This is a genomic window from Herbaspirillum sp. WGmk3 (assembly GCF_023952535.1).
Taxonomy (GTDB): domain Bacteria; phylum Pseudomonadota; class Gammaproteobacteria; order Burkholderiales; family Burkholderiaceae_D; genus Herbaspirillum; species Herbaspirillum huttiense.
This window is the reverse complement of record NZ_JAKYWT010000003.1, coordinates 500222-516957: the sequence shown is the minus strand read 5'-3', so window position 1 is coordinate 516957 and position 16736 is coordinate 500222. Positions and strand designations below refer to the sequence as shown.

The window sequence follows — 16736 nt, the reverse complement described above, 5'->3', positions numbered from 1 at the left end:
ATGAGCAAGGATCCCCTGGCCCTGCAGGCCAGACTCTACGAAGAACTGCTGCCCGGCGGCGGCCATACGTCCTTCATCCTCAAGCGCGGGCAATCGCTGCGCATCACCGACATCGAAGGCGGCGCCAACGTCAGCATGATGATGCTGAACGCCCAGCAGCCCAGCGAACGCCTGAATCTGCCCGACACTCTCAAGGGCCAGCACACCGCGCGCCTGCAGGCCGGCCACTGCCTGTACTCCGACATGGGCCGCGTGCTGGCGGCCATCACCGAAGACACCTGCGGCTGGCATGACAGTTTCGGCGGCGTGCTCAATGCCGAGGAGGTGCGCGAGAAATACGGCCAGGGCCGCTACCAGGAATTGCGCAACGGATTCCATCGCAACGGCGCCGACAACCTGCTGGTGGAAATGGGCAAGTGGAACCTCGACCTGCAGGACCTGCTGATGGTGGTGAACCTGTTCTCGCGCGTGAACGTGGATGCCGAGGGCGTTTTCCACTTCGTGCCCGGCAATTCCAAGGCGGGTGACTTCATCGAACTGGCCGCGCCGATGGACACGCTCATCATCCTGACCGCCCTGCAGCATCCGATGGACCCGCATCCGCACTACGCGCCGCGCCCGGTCCGGCTGGCGTGGCTGCAGACGCACAGCGACGACAGCACCCATGCCTGCCGCCATTCTCGCCCCGAGAACGAGCGCGCCTTCCACAACACCGAACGCTTCCATCTGTGAAGCAGGGAGACTCACATGCACATCATCGAAAGCCAGCGCGCCCCCGAACAAGCCGTGTTCCGTCACGTGATCCCGGCCGGCGAACCCTATCTCTTCAACCTTGGCGCCGGGCAGACCGTGCGCCTGCTGGACCTGGAAGGCAACCAGGCCATCGATACGCTGTTCTACAGCGCCGCCAATCCGCGTGAACGCTACGATCCCCAGCGCACCCTGCGCCGCCAGAATCGCGCCTACCTGGGTGCGGGCAGCGTGCTGTATTCCAACCTGGGCCGCGCACTGGCCACCATCGTGGCCGATACCTGCGGCCGCCATGACACGCTGGGCGGGGCCTGCGCGCAGGAGAGCAATACCGTGCGCTATGCGCTGGACAAACGCTACATGCACAGCTGCCGCGACAATTTCCTCTGTGCCTGTTTGCACGATGGCCGCCTCAACAAGCGCGACATCGGCGCCAACATCAACTTCTTCATGAACGTGCCGGTCACCCCCGAGGGCGGTCTCACTTTCGAGGATGGCATTTCGGCCGCCGGCAAGTACGTGGAGCTGCGCGCCGAGCAGGATCTCATCGTGCTGATCTCCAACTGCCCGCAGCTCAACAATCCCTGCAACGGCTGGAACCCCACGGCGGCCGAAGTGCTGGTGTGGGACTGATCCGCACCGCTTGAACGACCGCAGTAGTGCACCGCTCGCGGACGACCGCGAGCCGGTTTTTCGAATCACGGGACGACCCGGATTTCCAGGCCCATTCCATGTTTGACCACTTGCTCATCGCCAATCGCGGCGCCATTGCCTGCCGTATCCTGCGCACCTTGCGCACGCTGGACGTGACCGGCGTGTGCGTCTATTCCGAAGCTGACCTCGGCAGCCTGCACGTCTTGCAGGCCGACCGCGCCATCTCGCTGGGAGAAGGACCGGCCGCCCAGACCTATCTTGCCGTGGACAAGATCCTGGCCGCCGCCCGCGACAGCGGCGCGCAAGCCATCCACCCGGGCTATGGCTTCCTCTCCGAAAATGCCGCCTTCGCCGAAGCCTGCGAAGCGGCCGGCATTGCCTTCGTCGGCCCGACGCCGCCGCAGTTGCGCATCTTCGGACTCAAGCACACCGCGCGTGCACTGGCACGCGAACAGGGCGTGCCGATGCTGGAAGGCACCGACCTGCTGGAGAGCATCGATGATGCGCTGGCCGCTGCATCCCGTGTCGGCTATCCGGTGATGCTGAAGAGCACGGCAGGCGGTGGCGGCATCGGCATGCGCGTCTGCCGCAGCGATGCCGAACTGGGCGATGCCTTCGATTCGGTGCGTCGCCTGGGCCAGAACAATTTCAGCGACGCCGGCGTCTTCATCGAGAAATACATCGAGCGCGCCCGCCATCTGGAAGTGCAGGTCTTCGGGGATGGCCAAGGCGAGGTGATCGCATTGGGTGTGCGTGACTGCTCGGTACAGCGACGCAATCAAAAGGTGCTGGAGGAAACTCCGGCTCCCAACCTGCCCGAGGGCATGGCCGACGCCCTGTGCGCGGCGGCCATCAAGCTGGCCAAGGCGGTGAACTACCGCAGCGCCGGCACGGTGGAGTTCGTCTATGACAGCCTGGCCGGGCAGTTCTACTTCCTCGAAGTCAATACGCGCCTGCAGGTGGAACATGGCGTGACCGAACAGGTCTGGGGCGTGGACCTGGTGCGCTGGATGATCGAGCTGGCCGCTGGCGGCCTGCCGCCGCTGGCGCAATTGGCGGCCGGTCTGCAGCCGCGTGGCCATGCGATCCAGGCGCGCCTGTATGCGGAAGACCCGGGCCGCCAGTTCCAGCCTTGCCCGGGCCTGCTGACCGCCGTCGGTTTTCCGGACGCCGATGGACAGGCGTTGCGCATCGATACCTGGGTCGAGGCCGGATGCGAGATCCCGCCGTATTTCGATCCCATGATCGCCAAGCTCATCAGCTGGCAGCCCACCCGCGAGGCAGCCCGTGTGGCGCTCAATTCCGCGCTGCGCGAGACCGCGCTGTACGGCGTGGAGACCAACCAGCACTACCTGCGCCAGATCCTCGACGATGTCCCGTTCGCCAGCGGCCAGCCATGGACGCGCTGCCTGGAACATCTGGTTTATCGCGCCGATACCGTGGAGGTGCTGTCGCCCGGCACCCAGACCACGGTGCAGGATCATCCCGGCCGCATCGGATACTGGGCGGTCGGTGTGCCGCCCTCCGGCCCGATGGATGAGCGCGCCTTGCGGCTGGGCAATCGTCTGCTGGGCAATGCCGAGGATGCGGCCGGATTGGAAGTGACGATGATGGGTCCGGTATTGCGCTTCAATACCGCCGCCAGCGTGGTGGTGACCGGTGCCGTGATCCCGGTGCTGCTCGATGGCGTGGCCCAGCCAATGGCCACCGTGCTGCACATTGCGGCCGGCAGTACCTTGAAGCTCGGTACCATCAGCGGGGCCGGTGCGCGCAGTTACTTGGCCGTGCGCGGTGGCGTGCAGGTTCCGGCCTATCTCGGTAGCCGCAGCACCTTCACGCTGGGCCAGTTCGGTGGCCACGCGGGCCGCGCGCTGGCCAGTGGCGACATCCTGCATCTGCTGCCGCTGGCCAGCGATGAGATGCCCGCGGCCGGCCAGGTCTTGCCGGCCGATCTGTATCCTGCGCTGGAGACGGTGCGGCAGGTCCGCGTGATCTATGGTCCGCATGGTGCGCCGGAGTATTTTACGCCGGCCTACATGGAGACCTTCTTCGCCACCGACTGGGAAGTCCATTTCAATTCCAGCCGCACCGGCGTGCGCCTGATCGGTCCCAAACCGGAATGGGTGCGCGACAGCGGCGGCGAAGCCGGGCTGCATCCCTCCAACATCCATGACAATCCCTATGCCGTGGGTGCCGTCGATTTCACCGGCGACATGCCGGTGATCCTCGGGCCGGATGGCCCCAGCCTGGGCGGCTTTGTCTGCCCGGTCACGGTGATCGAGGCCGATCTCTGGCAGATCGGCCAGATCAAGGCGGGCGACAAGGTCCGCTTCATTCCGGTGGACGTGAGCACGGCACGCCGCATCGCTCTGGCAGCGCATGCCGGCATCGCCAGCCTGCAGGCGCAAGCGGTGGACTGGTCGCCGGCACCGCTGGCCTCACCCATCGTGCTGGACCTGGGCCAGGATGAACAACGCCTGGTGGCGCGCCTGTCGGGCGATGCCAACCTGCTGCTGGAAGTGGGCAGCCCGCAACTGGACCTGGTGCTGCGTTTCCGTGTGCACGCCCTGATCGCGGCGCTGGAAGAACAGGCCTTGCCCGGCGTGATCGACCTGACCCCCGGCATTCGTTCGCTGCAGGTGCATTACCAGCCGGAAGCGCTGCCCTTGCCAAGGCTGCTGGAAACCATCGCCGGATTGTGGGACGCCGTCTGCGCTCGCCAAAACCTGACGGTTTCGTCGCGTATCGTACATCTGCCTTTGTCCTGGGATGATCCGGCCTGCCAGCTCGCCATCGAAAAATACATGACGACGGTGCGCAAGGATGCGCCCTGGTGTCCCAGCAATCTTGAATTCATCCGCCGCATCAACGACCTCAAGGACATCGGTGCAGTGCGCGAGACGGTCTTCGATGCCAGCTACCTGGTCATGGGCCTGGGCGACGTCTACCTGGGCGCGCCGGTGGCGACACCGCTGGACCCGCGCCATCGCCTGGTCACCACCAAGTACAACCCGGCGCGCACATGGACTGCCGAGAATTCGGTGGGCATCGGCGGCGCCTACCTGTGCATCTATGGCATGGAAGGGCCGGGCGGCTACCAGTTCGTGGGCCGCACGCTGCAGATGTGGAACCGCTATCGCGAGGTCGCCGCCTTCCGGGGCAAGCCGTGGTTGCTGCGCTTCTTTGACCAGATTCGTTTCTATCCGGTCACGGCCGAAGAATTGCAGACCATCCGCCGCGATTTCCCGCTGGGCCGCTTCGTCGTCGGCATCGAAGAGACCCAGCTGAACCTGGCGGACTACCAGGATTTCCTGCAGCGCGAAGCCGAAGGGATTGCCGCCTTCCGCCAGCACCAGCAGGCCGCCTTCGATGCCGAACGCCAGCGCTGGATCGCCAGCGGCCAGGCCAACTACGAGAGCGAGGAGAGCAGCGCCATCGTGCAAGATCACCAGCCGCTGCAGGCGGGCCAATTGTCCGTGGATGCTCCGATTGCCGGCAACCTCTGGCAGGTCAAGGTCAGCCCCGGCCAGCGTGTGGCGCAGGGTGAGCTGCTGATGATCCTGGAGTCGATGAAGATGGAAATCAACATCACCGCGCCTGAGGCCGGCCTCGTCGCCGAAGTGCGGGTGCAGCCGGGTAGTCCGGTGCGCGCGGGACAGTGCGTGCTGGTCATGGAAAACACTGAAGAGGAGGCCGCATGATCCATTCCTTTGACCTGCGCATCGATGCGCTCACGGCGGCCTATCGTGATGGCAGCCTGTCGCCGCGCGCCGTGATCGGCCGCCTGCGTGAGAGTGCCATCGCGCTCAACCCGCAATACCGGCTCTACATCCACCTGTTGAGCGAGGAGGAAACCGAGCCCTACCTGCAGGCACTGGAAGGGCAATCCCCGCACAGCCTGCCCTTGTATGGCGTGCCGTTCTCGATCAAGGACAACATCGACCTGGCCGGCATCCCCACTACGGCCGCCTGTCCGGCCTTCAGCTACGTGCCGCGCGAGAGCGCCACGCTGGTGGCGCAGCTCATCGCACTGGGCGCGATCCCCGTGGGCAAATGCAATCTGGATCAGTTCGCCACCGGCCTCAACGGCACGCGTTCGCCCTATGGCGCTTGCCGCAACAGCGTGCATCCGGATTATCCTTCCGGCGGTTCATCCTCCGGCTCGTCGCTGGCGGTGGCATTGGGCTTGAGCAGTTTTGCACTGGGCACCGATACCGCCGGCAGTGGCCGCGTTCCCGCCGCCCTGAACAATCTGGTCGGGTTGAAGGCGACCAAGGGTTTGCTCTCCACCGCCGGCGTGGTCCCCGCCTGCCGCACGCTGGATTGCGTGACCTTCTTCACTGCCACGGCGGCCGAGGCCAGCCACCTGCTGGCGCTTTGCACGCAGGCCATGCAGCCCGATGAGCGCGATGAATACAGCCGCGCCAACCTGCCGCAGAACGATGCAGCGGCCTTCCAGCCACCGCGCAAAGGCTTGCGCGTGGGGGTGCCGCGCCAGCTGGAATTCCTCGGCTGCAGCGAGAGTCCGGTCCTGTTCGTGGAGGCGCTGGAGCAGATGGAGGCCATCGGCGGCGTGCCCGTGACCATCGATTTCACTCCTTTCCTGGAGGCAGCGCGCCTGCTTTACGAAGGGCCATGGGTGGCAGAACGCTACAGCACCATCGAGGCGCTGCTGCAGGAACGGCCTGAGGAAATCCTGCCGGTGATTCGCGACGTGCTGCGCAAGGCGCCGCAGTTCAGCGCCGTCGATACCTTCCGCGCGCAATATCGCCTGCAGCAACTGAAGGCCGAATGCGACCGCATCCTGGCCACCGTTGATTGCGTGGTGACGCCGGCCTATCCGCGCCCGGTGACGCTTGAAGAATTGCGCGAGCAGCCGGTGCAGCGCAATTCGGACCTGGGCTGGTACACCAACTTCATGAACATGCTGGATTACGCCGCCGTGGCCACGCCCATGAATTTCATGAAGAACGGCCTGCCCTGGGGCATCACGGTATTCGGTCCGGCCTTCAGCGACCAGAGGCTGCTGGGTGTGGCCGATGCCCTGCAGCGCGCCCATGGGCGGCCGCTGGCCGGGCAGCGTCACATCGAAAGCCGGCTGCTGGCTGCTTGAAAGAGCGAGGGCAGGGACGCCGGATCAGGCGTCCGGCAGGATCTCGGTCAGCGACAGGATCGCCTGCGCCACTTCGGCAATGCGCCGGTTCTGGTTCATCGCATGCTTGCGCAGCAGGCGATAGGCGGCCTCTTCGTTGAGACCCTGCTTCATCATCAGCACGCCCTTGGCGCGTTCGATGAGCTTGCGTTCTTCCAGGCTCTCGCGCACGGTGGCCAGTTCCTGGGTCAGGTTCTGCAGGCGTTCGGACTGGGTGCGCAGGATGTCGACGATGGATTGGGTCAGGTGCGGGCCCACGCCCGCGCTCAGCGAGCCGTCCGGCAACGGCTGGCCATCCAGGCCGGAGGCGAAGGCCGTCAGCGAGGCCAGCGGATCACGGTCATCGGCCTGCGTGAAGAACTGGCCCTGATGGTCCAGGTCCTTCTGCAATTCGCGGATCTTGTCCTGGCATTGCGACTGCACGTATTGCGCGAGATGGATCTCGACCCGATGCAGGCCATCCATGCGGGTGGAGCAGCACTGATACCAGGCATCGGCCAGCTCGGGATCCAGCGGCCGGCCGTGGGCGGTGAGCAGCTTGCGGCGCAGGCGTTCCAGATCGGCCAGCGGCAGCGTGGCCTGCATGGCGCTCCATTCATTGCGGAAGCCTTCGGCGAAGGATTCGAAACGGCGCAGGGCCTGTTCCTGCATCTCGATCTGGGTCTCGATGGTCTGTTCCTGTTCGCGCGTGATCTTGCCCGTGACGAAGGCGGCAGCTCCGGCGGCCCGTTCGCGGCCGGCAAATTCCTTGCCTTGCATCAGGTTGAACAGCGCCACCAGCAACCGCGAAATCTGCGGATCCACCGCCACGTCAGCGGCTTCGAATACCAGCGCCAGCAAGGCACCCACCACGGTCTTGAAACGCTCGTAGCTGGCCGCCGGGGTGCAGGCCAGTGCGGCCACATCGGCGCGCAGCTTGGGCAGCCCGTCCAGCGCATGCAGGGCGAAGGCGATGCGGGTGTAGAGGCGAGCGCCGTTGGAGAGGGCGTTGTCGGGGACGGTGGAGCCGAGCCAGGTGTCGAACTCGCACTGGGCCGCCTGGCTGGCGGCCACGCGCTCCTGCCAGGCCTGCGCATCCCGCTCGCCGCGCGAACCGAGATAGATGTTGGACAGGCCGCGTTCCTGCTGCAGGCAATGGATGAGCTTGCCCACGGTCAGTACCAGCTGGCAGGTGTGCGCCAGGCGTTGCAGTTCTTCCGCTTCGCAGCGGCGGGCGGTGATCAGGTAGTTCAGGACTTGGCTCATGGCGGGCAGGGCTAAGAATCACAATGGCTGGCCGCATCGCGAGCAAGATTCGTGCGATGCATGGATGTCCCGGATTGTAATGGAATCGCCCCGCCCGGCGCTTCCCCTGCCAGCGCTAGCGGGCGATATACCACTCGTAGCGATGATTCCACGCCACGAACAGGTTCATCGTGATGGCGCCGACCAGCGAATAGAACACGCGATCCATCGGCAGGAACAGCGCCGCCGTCGCAAACAGCGCCAGGTCGAAACCCATGAGCAGCCAGCCGGCCTTGAAGCCGGTGCGCTCTTGCACATAGGTAGCCAGGATGCTCATGCCGCCGCAGCTGGCCTGGTGGCGGAACAGGCCGATCAGGCCAATGCCCACGCACAGGCCGGCCAGCACGGCACCCACGGCGGGATCGAGGTGGCTGTAGCTGATGTAGTTGCCGGCCACGTTGGTCAGCACCGACACGGCGGTGACGGCCGCCAGCGTGCGCCAGGTGAAGGCCGCGCCCATGCGCAAGGCGGCCAGCAGGTAGAAGGGCAGGTTGATGAGGGTAAAGGCCATGCCGAAGCTGATCCCGGTGGCATAGGTCACCAGGAAGGCCACGCCGGCGATCTGGCCGATGATCAGGCCCAGGCTGTGCAGCATGGACATGCCGAAGGCGATCATCACCACCCCGAAGAGCTGGCCCTGCAGGTTGTCGATCCAGCTGTGGCGCACGGCCGGGGTGGCAGGAGCCGTTGCCCGCGCAGCGGGCGCGGAGGCAATCGGCGAGGAGGGCGAGGAATCCGCAGTGGAAGTCGTCATGGCAATACCAATCATCAATCGTGGATAACGAACGCGTCACGTCAATGGCCAGGCCGGCGGGTAAGCTGACCCAGTCATCAGTGTGCAGCTGCCTTCAATCGCCGACAGCCGCCGCAGGTGCGCATGGTAAAGGATTTGTTGCAGTGCGGCGACCGCCGGATGAGGCGGCGCGGCGCTGCTGCAACACTTCTCGGCTAGCAGGAAATGTGCCAATGCAAAAAAGAGCAGCAAGGCAGCAGGATTCACCTTGCTGGTGCAAGGAACTGGCCGCAGGAGGGAAGGTGACGGGTCTTTGGCGCGTTGGCATTCATCTGCGCTACAGATCAATCCACTTGCGTTCATCGATCGGGCGCATGAGTCTCACCGCACAGGCAACGTGGATCGGGCCAGCGCACTCTGCGTGGCCCGAAGAAGGAGGGAGAAAGCGATCAGGGCATGGATGTGGCACCCCTGATCGCCTGCAGCGGCTAGGCCAGGTGCGTGCGGAAGAAGCTGGTCAGCTTGTCGAAGGGAATCAGGTCGACACGGTCGTACAGGTCCACATGCACGACCCCCGGGATGATCATCAGTTCCTTGGGCTCGGCGGCGGCGGCGAAGGCGGTTTCGCTGAAGTAGCGCGAGTGTGCCTGCTCGCCATGGATCAGCAACAGCGGGCGCGGAGAGATTTCCTTGATGTAGCTGAGGATGGGCATGTTCATGAAGGACAGCGGCATGGTCCTGGTCCACGAGGCATTCGAATTCACCGAGCGCGGATGGAAGCCGCGCGGGGTGCGGTAGTAGTCGTGATACTGCACCAGGAATGGCGGCTCGCCGCCCTTGAGCTGGTTCATGACCGGACCATGTTCCGGCGTGCCGCGCTCGGCATCCTTCCAGCGTTGCTGGCCGAGCTGCTCCAGCAGCTCCGTGCGCTGGGCCAGCGTGACGCTGTCGTTGTAGCCGCGCGAGAGCACGCGCGTCATGTCGTACATGGTGCTGGCAACCACCGCCTTGACGCGCTTGTCTACAGCGGCCGCATTGAGGGCCATGCCACCCCAGCCGCAGACGCCGATCATGCCGATACGCTGGCGATCGACATGGGGCAGCAGGCCGATGAAGTCGACGGCGGCGCTGAAGTCTTCGGTATTGATGTCGGGCGAGGCGACATTGCGCGGCTCGCCGCCGCTCTCGCCGGTGAAAGAGGGATCGAAGGCCAGCGTGACGAAGCCGCGTTCGGCCATGGTCTGGGCGTACAGTCCGGAGGATTGCTCCTTGACGGCGCCGAATGGCCCGCTCACAACGATGGCGGCAATGCGTCCGCTGATGTTCTTCGGTTCATAGAGATCGCCTGCGAGCACGATCCCGTAGCGGTTGCGGAAGCTGACCTTGCGGTGCTCGACCTTGTCGCTGCGCGCGAAGGTTTTGTCCCACAGGGTGCCGTCAGCGCTGAACGGCAGTGCAGTAGTTTGATTGGATTGGGCGTTGGCAGTGGTCATGAAGGTGGTTCCCAGGGCGGCAAGGCCGGCGCCAGCTGCCTTGAGCATGCTGCGGCGGCTCACGGTGGACGGCTCCGGACGGAGCGGGTTTTCTGCGGATTGGGTCGGTTCGTTCATTGCATTTCCGGTCAATGGCCCCCCGGGACGCCAAGGGGGAAAGGAAGTTCATATCGGCGCGCAACCCACCAGCCGCCGGGCAGAGGCCCGGCGGCTGTCGTCCTGGTGGACACGGACCATGCGCCGTGATGTGCCCCGGGCGGTCAGGGGGGAACCTCTCCGGGACAGAACAAAGTCTGTCAGGGGACCGCAGGACTGACTAGCTAATCAATGCTTAATTACCTTATTAGCCTGGCTAATGGATAGAGGTGTGTGTTCGCCTGCAGCTGTGACGACCACCCCATCGGAGTGGCCATGCGTGCGCTGTTCAGAGCGCCATGCTCCACACCTTGGCATGCCGGCCTGCGCCGTAGTAATCCATCATCATTCCGTGGCTGGCATCGAAGAGATGGTCGTAAAAACCCCAGCTGGTGCGATAGCGCGGCCCGCTGTTGACGACCAGTTTGGTGGCCCCGGCCGCACGGGCCTCATCGCAGGCGGCTTGCAAAAGTGCACGGCCGATTCCCCGTCCGCGCATCGCATCGCGGTGCACGAAGACATTGAGCAATTCGAGCGCGCTCCCTTGTCCCTGCGTATCCATTGCGAGATGGCTGCTGATGCGCGCATCCGGACCCGACAGCGCCATGCAGCCCAGCGCGACGCCCTGCGCATCACGCGCCACCAGATAGCTGCGATAGCGCCCATCGGCATCCCGCTCGCCGTTCATGCTTTGCCGGATGGCGGCGATCTCGGCCTCGACCATGCTGCCATCGTGCAGATCGCGGACATGCTGGCGCAGGATCGTATCGAGTGCGGGAAGGTCGGCGTGCTCCAGCCAGCGTATGACGCCAGCTTCAGGTGCATGCGCTGCGGTGGCGTCTGCAGGCCGGGGATGCTCGTAAAGGATGTCCCATTCTCCCTCGCCGGCCTGCACGAAGCCATGGCGCTGATAGAAGCCATTGGCCGGGCTATCGCGCAATGCAGCCAGCTGCACGCTGCAGCCATGGCGGCGGGCATCGGCCAGGATGCGCCTGAGGACTTGCGCACCGAGGCCGCCATGCTGGAAGTCCGGATGCAGATACAGATGACGCAGCCGCAGCCTGTCGGTCTGTCGCTCCAGCACAAAGAAGCCTGCGGCCTGGCCCGCCTGCATGATGTGGAAGGTCACTTCCGGCACGAAGCCGCTGGTGAAGCGCTCGCGCGCCCGTTGCGGATCGAAGCGCCCGATCTGCTCCAGGCTGGGACGCATGGCGGTGATGCGCAGGGCGACCAGGTGGTCGAGATCCGAGGGGAGGGTTTGCCGGAACAGCGCCAGCGGGGCCAGGCGGAGCAGGGAAGAGCGGGTCATCTTGCGGGACCGGGGGGCGCGGGCATCGGTCAGGTGGTAGCGGGGCTATCAGCATACCCGTGTCGGGGCTGGCGTGCCGGCTGCGGGCAGCCGTGATCTTGCGGTGATCTGTTCCGTGTACACTCCACGTTCCCTGCCCCTCCTCGTGCATCGCTCATGTTTCGTCTCAGGCTTTCTCTCGCCTTTGGTTTGCTGGTCGTGCTGGTCTGCGTGCAGGCCGGTTTCGTCTATTGGGGTGCCAACCGCGTCAATGACTATGCGCAGCACAGCCGGCTGGCCAGCGACATCCAGTCCGAGCTGCTGGAACTGTCCGCCAACAAGCAGCGCTTGCGCGTGTGGGCTTCGCAGCAGCTGATGGATGCCGATGCCTCGCCCGAGGTACGCGACCGCCTGCTGGCCAGCATGCAGGAGAGTGCCGCGCGCCTGCAGCAACTGGCACGGCGCGACATCACGCTGTGGACCGAGATCGCCGCGCGCGACCAGGTGCCGATCCCCGCCGATGTCGAACAGCTGGCGTCGGTGGCTGACCTGCTGAGCGACAACATCGCCGCCGTGCAGACCCGCCTGCTGGCCCTGGCCCCCTTGCGGGGCGATGCCGAATTCTCGGGCGTCTGGCGCGAGATCAATCAAGTCTTCGACATGGCGCGCGGACGCGACCTGCGCGAGCTGCTCAACGGAGCCATCGAGCGCCAGCGCAAGGCGGTGCCGATTGCGCGCCTGGCCACCGAACGCGGCCTGGACCGGGTTCGGACCCAGGCCATCTTCATGGTCATCATGACCTTGCTGGGAGCGGCACTGCTGGCGCTGCACCTGGGACGCCGCCTGCAACGGCCGCTGGAACGCTTGCTGGACGGCGTGCGCGCCTTGCGCGCGGGCCAGCTCGATCATCGTGTACCGGTCGGTTCCGGCGATGAATTCGATCGCGTCGCCGAGGGCTTCAATGCCATGGCCGCCGAACTGCAGCAGCACCGCGCCGATGCCGATGCCGCCCGGCGCCGGCTGGAAGAGGCCGTGGAGGCGCGCACCGGCGAACTGCGCCATGCACATGAAACCCTGCAGCACATCGACCTGCGGCGACGCCAGCTGTTCGCTGATCTCGGCCACGAATTGCGCACCCCCACCACCGCCATCCGTGGCGAAGCCGAGATCGCCCTGCGCGGCGCGGACAAGCCGGCGCAGGAATATCGCCAGGCCCTGCAGCGCATCGTCGAAGACAGCAAGCAGCTCACCGGCCGCATCAATGACCTGCTGCTCATCGCCAAGGCCGAAGCCGACCAGATCGTGATGCAGCCGCAGCCCATCCAGCTGCACGAACTGCTCACCGATGCGGCCGACGTTGCCGAAGCATTGGGCGCGGACAATCAGGTGAGCGTGCAGCGCCTGCCTTTCCCGGAGGCCGATGCCTGCTGGCTGATGGCGGATGCGGAGCGCCTGCGCCAGGCCATCGTGATCGTGCTGGACAATGCCATCCGCTATTCCCCGCGCGGGGCCGTGGTGAGCGTGCAATGCCTGCAGCAGCCGGATCGGGTGCAGATCTTGATCACCGACCAGGGCATCGGCATAGATGCCGACGAATTGCCGCAGGTCTTCGAGCGCTTCGTGCGCGGCCGCCGTGCGCGGGCGCATCGGGCCGACGGGACCGGCATCGGGCTGTCGATCGCGCGCGCCATCCTGCATGCGCATCAGGGGGAGATCCGTTTGCAGAGCACACCCGGAGAGGGGACCTGCGTCACCATCGACTTGCCGCGCCATCCCGCACCGATATCCGGCAGCCGATACCACTGATCCTGCATCACCATGAACATCCTCATCATCGAAGACGACGCCCGCGTGGCCGATTTCCTCTCGCGTGGACTGCGTGCCGAAGGCTACCGCGTACAGCATGCGCGCACCGGGCCGGACGGCCTGCAGCTGGCCCGCGAAGGCGAGCATGCGCTGCTGTTGCTGGACGTGATGCTGCCCGGCATGACCGGGCTGGAACTGTGCCAGACGCTGCGCGCCGAGTGCAATCACGTCCCCATCCTGATGCTGACGGCGCTCAGCGATGTCGACGACCGCGTCGCCGGCCTGCGCCTGGGCGCGGACGACTATCTCACCAAGCCCTTCGCCTTCGAGGAATTGCTGGCCCGCATCGAGGCATTGCTGCGTCGCGGACGCGAGCAGCGCACCGTGGCGACCGTGCTGGAAGTGGCCGATCTGGTGCTCGATCGCGAGCGCATGCAGGTCACGCGCGCCGGCAAGCCCATCACGCTCACGGCCAAGGAACTGGCCTTCCTGGAATTGCTGATGAGCGCACCGGGCCGGCTCTACAGCCGCGAGCGCATCCTCTCCAACGTCTGGGGGGCCAACGAGGATCCGCTGACCAACATCGTGGACGTCTACATTCGCCGCCTGCGCAGCAAGATCGACGAGGGCCACGATCTGCCCCTGCTCAAGACCGTGCGCGGACTCGGTTATCGCCTCGACGACCAGCCTGCGTGAAGGGCCGGCCAGCGGCCGCCGTTCATCTTGCGTTCATCTCCCGCTCAGCGAGCCTTCATGGAAATCGCGGGTTGAGGTTCATCTCGCCTCTCCAGAATGGTGTTGCGCCGTCTTCGTGGCGCGGTGCCGGAGACGGCATCTGAACCAGTCCCCCTGATAGGAAACCTGATGAACTATCGTATCGCCATCCCCCTGTTGACCCTGGCCGGCCTTGGCATCGGCACGGGGCTGCCGGCTGCGGCTCAGACCGCAGCGGCCGCACAGCCTGCCAGCGCCACCTGCGCAGCCGCCACCCCGAAGCAGATCGAAGCCTTGTTCGATCGCTGGAACGCCTCCCTGCGCACGGGTGATCCGGACCAGGTCGTGGCCAACTATGCCGCCGACGGCGTGCTGCTGCCGACCGTCTCCAACCAGCCGCGCACCAACCCGGCCGAGATTCGCGACTATTTCGTGAAGTTCCTCAAGAGCGGTCCGCAAGGCACGATCGACAGCCGCATCGTCAAGATCGGCTGCAACGTGGCCCAGGACGTCGGCACCTACACCTTCAAGTTCGCCGATGGCAAGAAGGTGCAGGCGCGCTACACCTATGTCTATGAGTGGCAGGACGGCAAGTGGCTCATCGCCCACCATCACTCCTCGGCCATGCCGGAGCAGGCGATTCGCTGAGGCGCATTGCCGGGGCAGCGGATCACGATAAATCGCTGCGCTGGTTCGTCCTGCTGTCATCGCCAAGACGAAGGAATGGGCATGCGCCGCAGGGCGGACCAGCGGGCGTCTTGCCCATCAGTCCAGCGTGGTCCCGCGAATGATCTTGATCAGCCTCAGTGCCGCCGGCGAAAGATAGGTATCGCGCCGGTAGCTCAATCCCATCCGGCGCAGCATCGTGGTTTCTTTCAGCACCACCTCGCGCAGGTGATTGCGCCCGGCCAGCAGGTTCAGTTTGGAAGCAAAGCCCAGCAAATTGCTGCGCTCGATGAGCGGCATGATCATGTTCAGCACCGTCGGGGTGATCTGCACCGTGGGACGCGACAGGTGATGACGGTCGAAGACGTTGTCCAGCCACTGCCGGCTCAGTACCGATTGCGCCGGCAGCACCCATTGATACTCCAGCAGATGGCGCAGCCGGATCTTGCGGTCGAAGATGGGGTGATTGGGGCTGGCCATGACGACCATCTCGTCGCGCATGATTTCTTCGGTGTGAAACAGCTCGTCATCCTGGATCATCGGCCCCAGCACCACATCCAGTTCTCCCGCCTTCAGGCCCTCCAGCAGGGCATCGTTCATCGACACCTTCAGATCGATCGTGACCTTCTCCGCCTCGGCCAGCAACTGCTGGCAGATGCCCGGCAGGATGTGTTCGGCCAGGGTCGGGATGCAGCCCAGGCGGATGTTGCCTTCGCGCCCGTGCGCGTAGTCGCCGATCTCACGTGCAGTCTCGTCCATCATCAGGCTGATGCGGCGTGCGCGGTGCAGCAGGGCCTCGCCCACCGGTGTCAGGCGGATGCCGCGACCCACGCGTTCGAACAGCGGTGCGCCCAGTTGTTCTTCCAGGCGATCAATGCACTTGGTCAGCGCCGGCTGCGTCTTGAAGAGCCGCTCGGCCGCCCGTCCCACGTGCCCTTCCTCGGCGATGACGGCGAAATACTTGAGATCGCGGAAGTCCATGATTCATTCCTGAAAGTTATGGATAACAAAATAAAAGCAAATATACATTAAATATCCCCGCACGTAGACTGCCCTCCAAACAAGAACCCTCGCCCTTTGCGGCGACGACAACACGGAGACCAGCACGATGCAAGACCTGCCTTCCCGGCGCGCTTTCCTGCGGCACAGTACACGGCTCGCGCTCGGCCTCGGTGCCATCGCCCGGCTGCCGCTGGCGCGTGCGCAAACCGAGCCCTATGCGCACTCTGCCGGCACGCAACACGCCGCCAGCCGCCTGCCCGCCGATGCCTGTGATTGCCACATGCACATCTACGACCCGCGTTTCGCGTGGGCACCGGGTGCCAAGCTGCTGCACGCTCCGGCCACCGTCCCCATGTATCGCCGCCTGCAGCAGCGGCTGGGCACGACGCGCAACGTGGTGGTGACACCTTCGGCCTATGGCGTGGACAACAGCTGCACCCTCGATGCGCTGGCGCAACTGGGTGCGACTGCCCGCGGCGTGGCGGTGGTCAATGACCAGGTCAGCGATGCCGAGCTGCAGCGCCTGCATCAGGCCGGCGTGCGCGGATTGCGCTTCAACCTGGCGCTGGGATCGGTCACCACCGTGGAGATGATGGAGCCTCTGGCGCGCCGCGTGGCAGCGCTGGGCTGGCATCTCCAGGTCAATATGCCCAATGACGTGCTGCTGGCCAACCGCGCGCTGCTGTCGGCGCTGCCGGTGCCGCTGGTCTTCGATCACTTTGCGCGCATCCCCCTGCATGCCGGTCCGGGCCATCCGGTCTTCGACTTCGTGACGGGACTCATGCGCGAGCAGCGCGCCAGCGTCAAGCTTTCCGGTGCCTACCTCTACAGCAAGCGTGGTGCGCCCGATTACGAGGATGTCGCGCCGCTGGCCCGCACCCTGGTGCAGACCGCACCGTCGCAGGTCGTGTGGGGCAGCGACTGGCCGCATCCGACCGAGCAGCACAAGCCCGATGATGCGCGCCTGCTTGATGTGATGACGACATGGCTGGGGTCCGACGCGATGCTGCGCACGGTACTGGTCGACAACCCCGCCCGCCTTTACCAATTCTGACGGAG

The 16736-nt window shown here is 65.2% G+C and carries 13 protein-coding genes; 8 read left to right on the top strand and 5 right to left on the bottom strand.

The annotated features are described in order from the left end of the window. From MKD49_RS14335 to atzF, 4 genes are all read left to right on the top strand, one after another. Positions 1-732 carry an urea amidolyase associated protein UAAP1 gene (locus MKD49_RS14335; protein WP_039783237.1) on the top strand — a complete coding sequence of 244 codons (732 nt, stop codon included), beginning with the start codon at positions 1-3 and terminating at the stop codon, positions 730-732. A gap of 15 nt (positions 733-747) precedes the next feature. Beyond that, the gene (locus tag MKD49_RS14330) at positions 748-1383 is read left to right on the top strand and encodes an urea amidolyase associated protein UAAP2 (RefSeq protein ID WP_121040900.1); all 636 of its coding nucleotides are present in this window, start codon (positions 748-750) and stop codon (positions 1381-1383) included. Positions 1384-1481: 98 nt separating this feature from the next. Then, positions 1482-5105, top strand: a complete 3624-nt coding sequence (uca, locus tag MKD49_RS14325; RefSeq protein ID WP_252696613.1) for an urea carboxylase — start codon at positions 1482-1484, stop codon at positions 5103-5105. Then, positions 5102-6517, top strand: coding sequence for an allophanate hydrolase (atzF, locus tag MKD49_RS14320; RefSeq protein ID WP_252696612.1), 1416 nt, complete (start codon positions 5102-5104; stop codon positions 6515-6517). The genes uca and atzF overlap by 4 nt, the downstream gene beginning before the upstream one ends. A 24-nt stretch (positions 6518-6541) precedes the next feature. On the opposite strand, the gene MKD49_RS14315 is transcribed toward atzF, so the two are convergent. The 4 genes from MKD49_RS14315 to MKD49_RS14300 all read right to left on the bottom strand — a co-directional run bounded on the left by MKD49_RS14315 (position 6542) and on the right by MKD49_RS14300 (position 11510). Then, complete coding sequence (locus MKD49_RS14315) at positions 6542-7801, bottom strand: nitrate regulatory protein (protein WP_121040894.1); 1260 nt, start codon at positions 7799-7801, stop codon at positions 6542-6544. A gap of 115 nt (positions 7802-7916) precedes the next feature. Then, positions 7917-8594, bottom strand: a complete 678-nt coding sequence (locus MKD49_RS14310; protein WP_252696611.1) for a YitT family protein — start codon at positions 8592-8594, stop codon at positions 7917-7919. A gap of 467 nt (positions 8595-9061) precedes the next feature. Then, positions 9062-10183, bottom strand: a complete 1122-nt coding sequence (locus MKD49_RS14305; protein ID WP_252696610.1) for an alpha/beta hydrolase — start codon at positions 10181-10183, stop codon at positions 9062-9064. Positions 10184-10490: 307 nt separating this feature from the next. Then, a complete protein-coding gene (locus MKD49_RS14300; RefSeq protein WP_252696609.1) occupies positions 10491-11510 on the bottom strand; it encodes a GNAT family N-acetyltransferase in 1020 nt (339 codons plus the stop codon). Positions 11511-11666: 156 nt separating this feature from the next. Between MKD49_RS14300 and MKD49_RS14295 the strand changes: the two genes are divergently transcribed. The 3 genes from MKD49_RS14295 to MKD49_RS14285 all read left to right on the top strand — a co-directional run bounded on the left by MKD49_RS14295 (position 11667) and on the right by MKD49_RS14285 (position 14657). Then, positions 11667-13295, top strand: a complete 1629-nt coding sequence (locus MKD49_RS14295) for a HAMP domain-containing sensor histidine kinase (protein ID WP_252696608.1) — start codon at positions 11667-11669, stop codon at positions 13293-13295. 12 nt (positions 13296-13307) lie between these two features. After that, a complete protein-coding gene (locus tag MKD49_RS14290) occupies positions 13308-13991 on the top strand; it encodes a response regulator transcription factor (protein WP_134134346.1) in 684 nt (227 codons plus the stop codon). Positions 13992-14159: 168 nt separating this feature from the next. Beyond that, entirely contained in the window at positions 14160-14657 is a 498-nt protein-coding gene (locus MKD49_RS14285; RefSeq protein ID WP_209583318.1) for an SgcJ/EcaC family oxidoreductase, read from the top strand. Between the two features lie 117 nt (positions 14658-14774). Here MKD49_RS14285 and MKD49_RS14280 read toward each other — a convergent pair whose 3' ends face one another. Continuing rightward, complete coding sequence (locus MKD49_RS14280; protein ID WP_121040882.1) at positions 14775-15656, bottom strand: LysR family transcriptional regulator; 882 nt, start codon at positions 15654-15656, stop codon at positions 14775-14777. A 127-nt stretch (positions 15657-15783) separates the two neighbouring features. Between MKD49_RS14280 and MKD49_RS14275 the strand changes: the two genes are divergently transcribed. Continuing rightward, the gene (locus MKD49_RS14275; RefSeq protein ID WP_252696607.1) at positions 15784-16731 is read left to right on the top strand and encodes an amidohydrolase; all 948 of its coding nucleotides are present in this window, start codon (positions 15784-15786) and stop codon (positions 16729-16731) included. Positions 16732-16736: the final 5 nt, after the last annotated feature.

Excerpts from the sequence above, each read along its gene's own strand:
- MKD49_RS14335 (WP_039783237.1), top strand. The coding sequence starts at position 1 with ATGAGCAAGGATCCCCTGGCCCTGCAGGCCAGACTCTACGAAGAACTG.
- MKD49_RS14330 (WP_121040900.1), top strand. The coding sequence starts at position 748 with ATGCACATCATCGAAAGCCAGCGCGCCCCCGAACAAGCCGTGTTCCGT.
- uca (WP_252696613.1), top strand. The coding sequence starts at position 1,482 with ATGTTTGACCACTTGCTCATCGCCAATCGCGGCGCCATTGCCTGCCGT.
- atzF (WP_252696612.1), top strand. The coding sequence starts at position 5,102 with ATGATCCATTCCTTTGACCTGCGCATCGATGCGCTCACGGCGGCCTAT.
- MKD49_RS14315 (WP_121040894.1), bottom strand. The coding sequence starts at position 7,801 with ATGAGCCAAGTCCTGAACTACCTGATCACCGCCCGCCGCTGCGAAGCG.
- MKD49_RS14310 (WP_252696611.1), bottom strand. The coding sequence starts at position 8,594 with ATGACGACTTCCACTGCGGATTCCTCGCCCTCCTCGCCGATTGCCTCC.
- MKD49_RS14305 (WP_252696610.1), bottom strand. The coding sequence starts at position 10,183 with ATGAACGAACCGACCCAATCCGCAGAAAACCCGCTCCGTCCGGAGCCG.
- MKD49_RS14300 (WP_252696609.1), bottom strand. The coding sequence starts at position 11,510 with ATGACCCGCTCTTCCCTGCTCCGCCTGGCCCCGCTGGCGCTGTTCCGG.
- MKD49_RS14295 (WP_252696608.1), top strand. The coding sequence starts at position 11,667 with ATGTTTCGTCTCAGGCTTTCTCTCGCCTTTGGTTTGCTGGTCGTGCTG.
- MKD49_RS14290 (WP_134134346.1), top strand. The coding sequence starts at position 13,308 with ATGAACATCCTCATCATCGAAGACGACGCCCGCGTGGCCGATTTCCTC.
- MKD49_RS14285 (WP_209583318.1), top strand. The coding sequence starts at position 14,160 with ATGAACTATCGTATCGCCATCCCCCTGTTGACCCTGGCCGGCCTTGGC.
- MKD49_RS14280 (WP_121040882.1), bottom strand. The coding sequence starts at position 15,656 with ATGGACTTCCGCGATCTCAAGTATTTCGCCGTCATCGCCGAGGAAGGG.
- MKD49_RS14275 (WP_252696607.1), top strand. The coding sequence starts at position 15,784 with ATGCAAGACCTGCCTTCCCGGCGCGCTTTCCTGCGGCACAGTACACGG.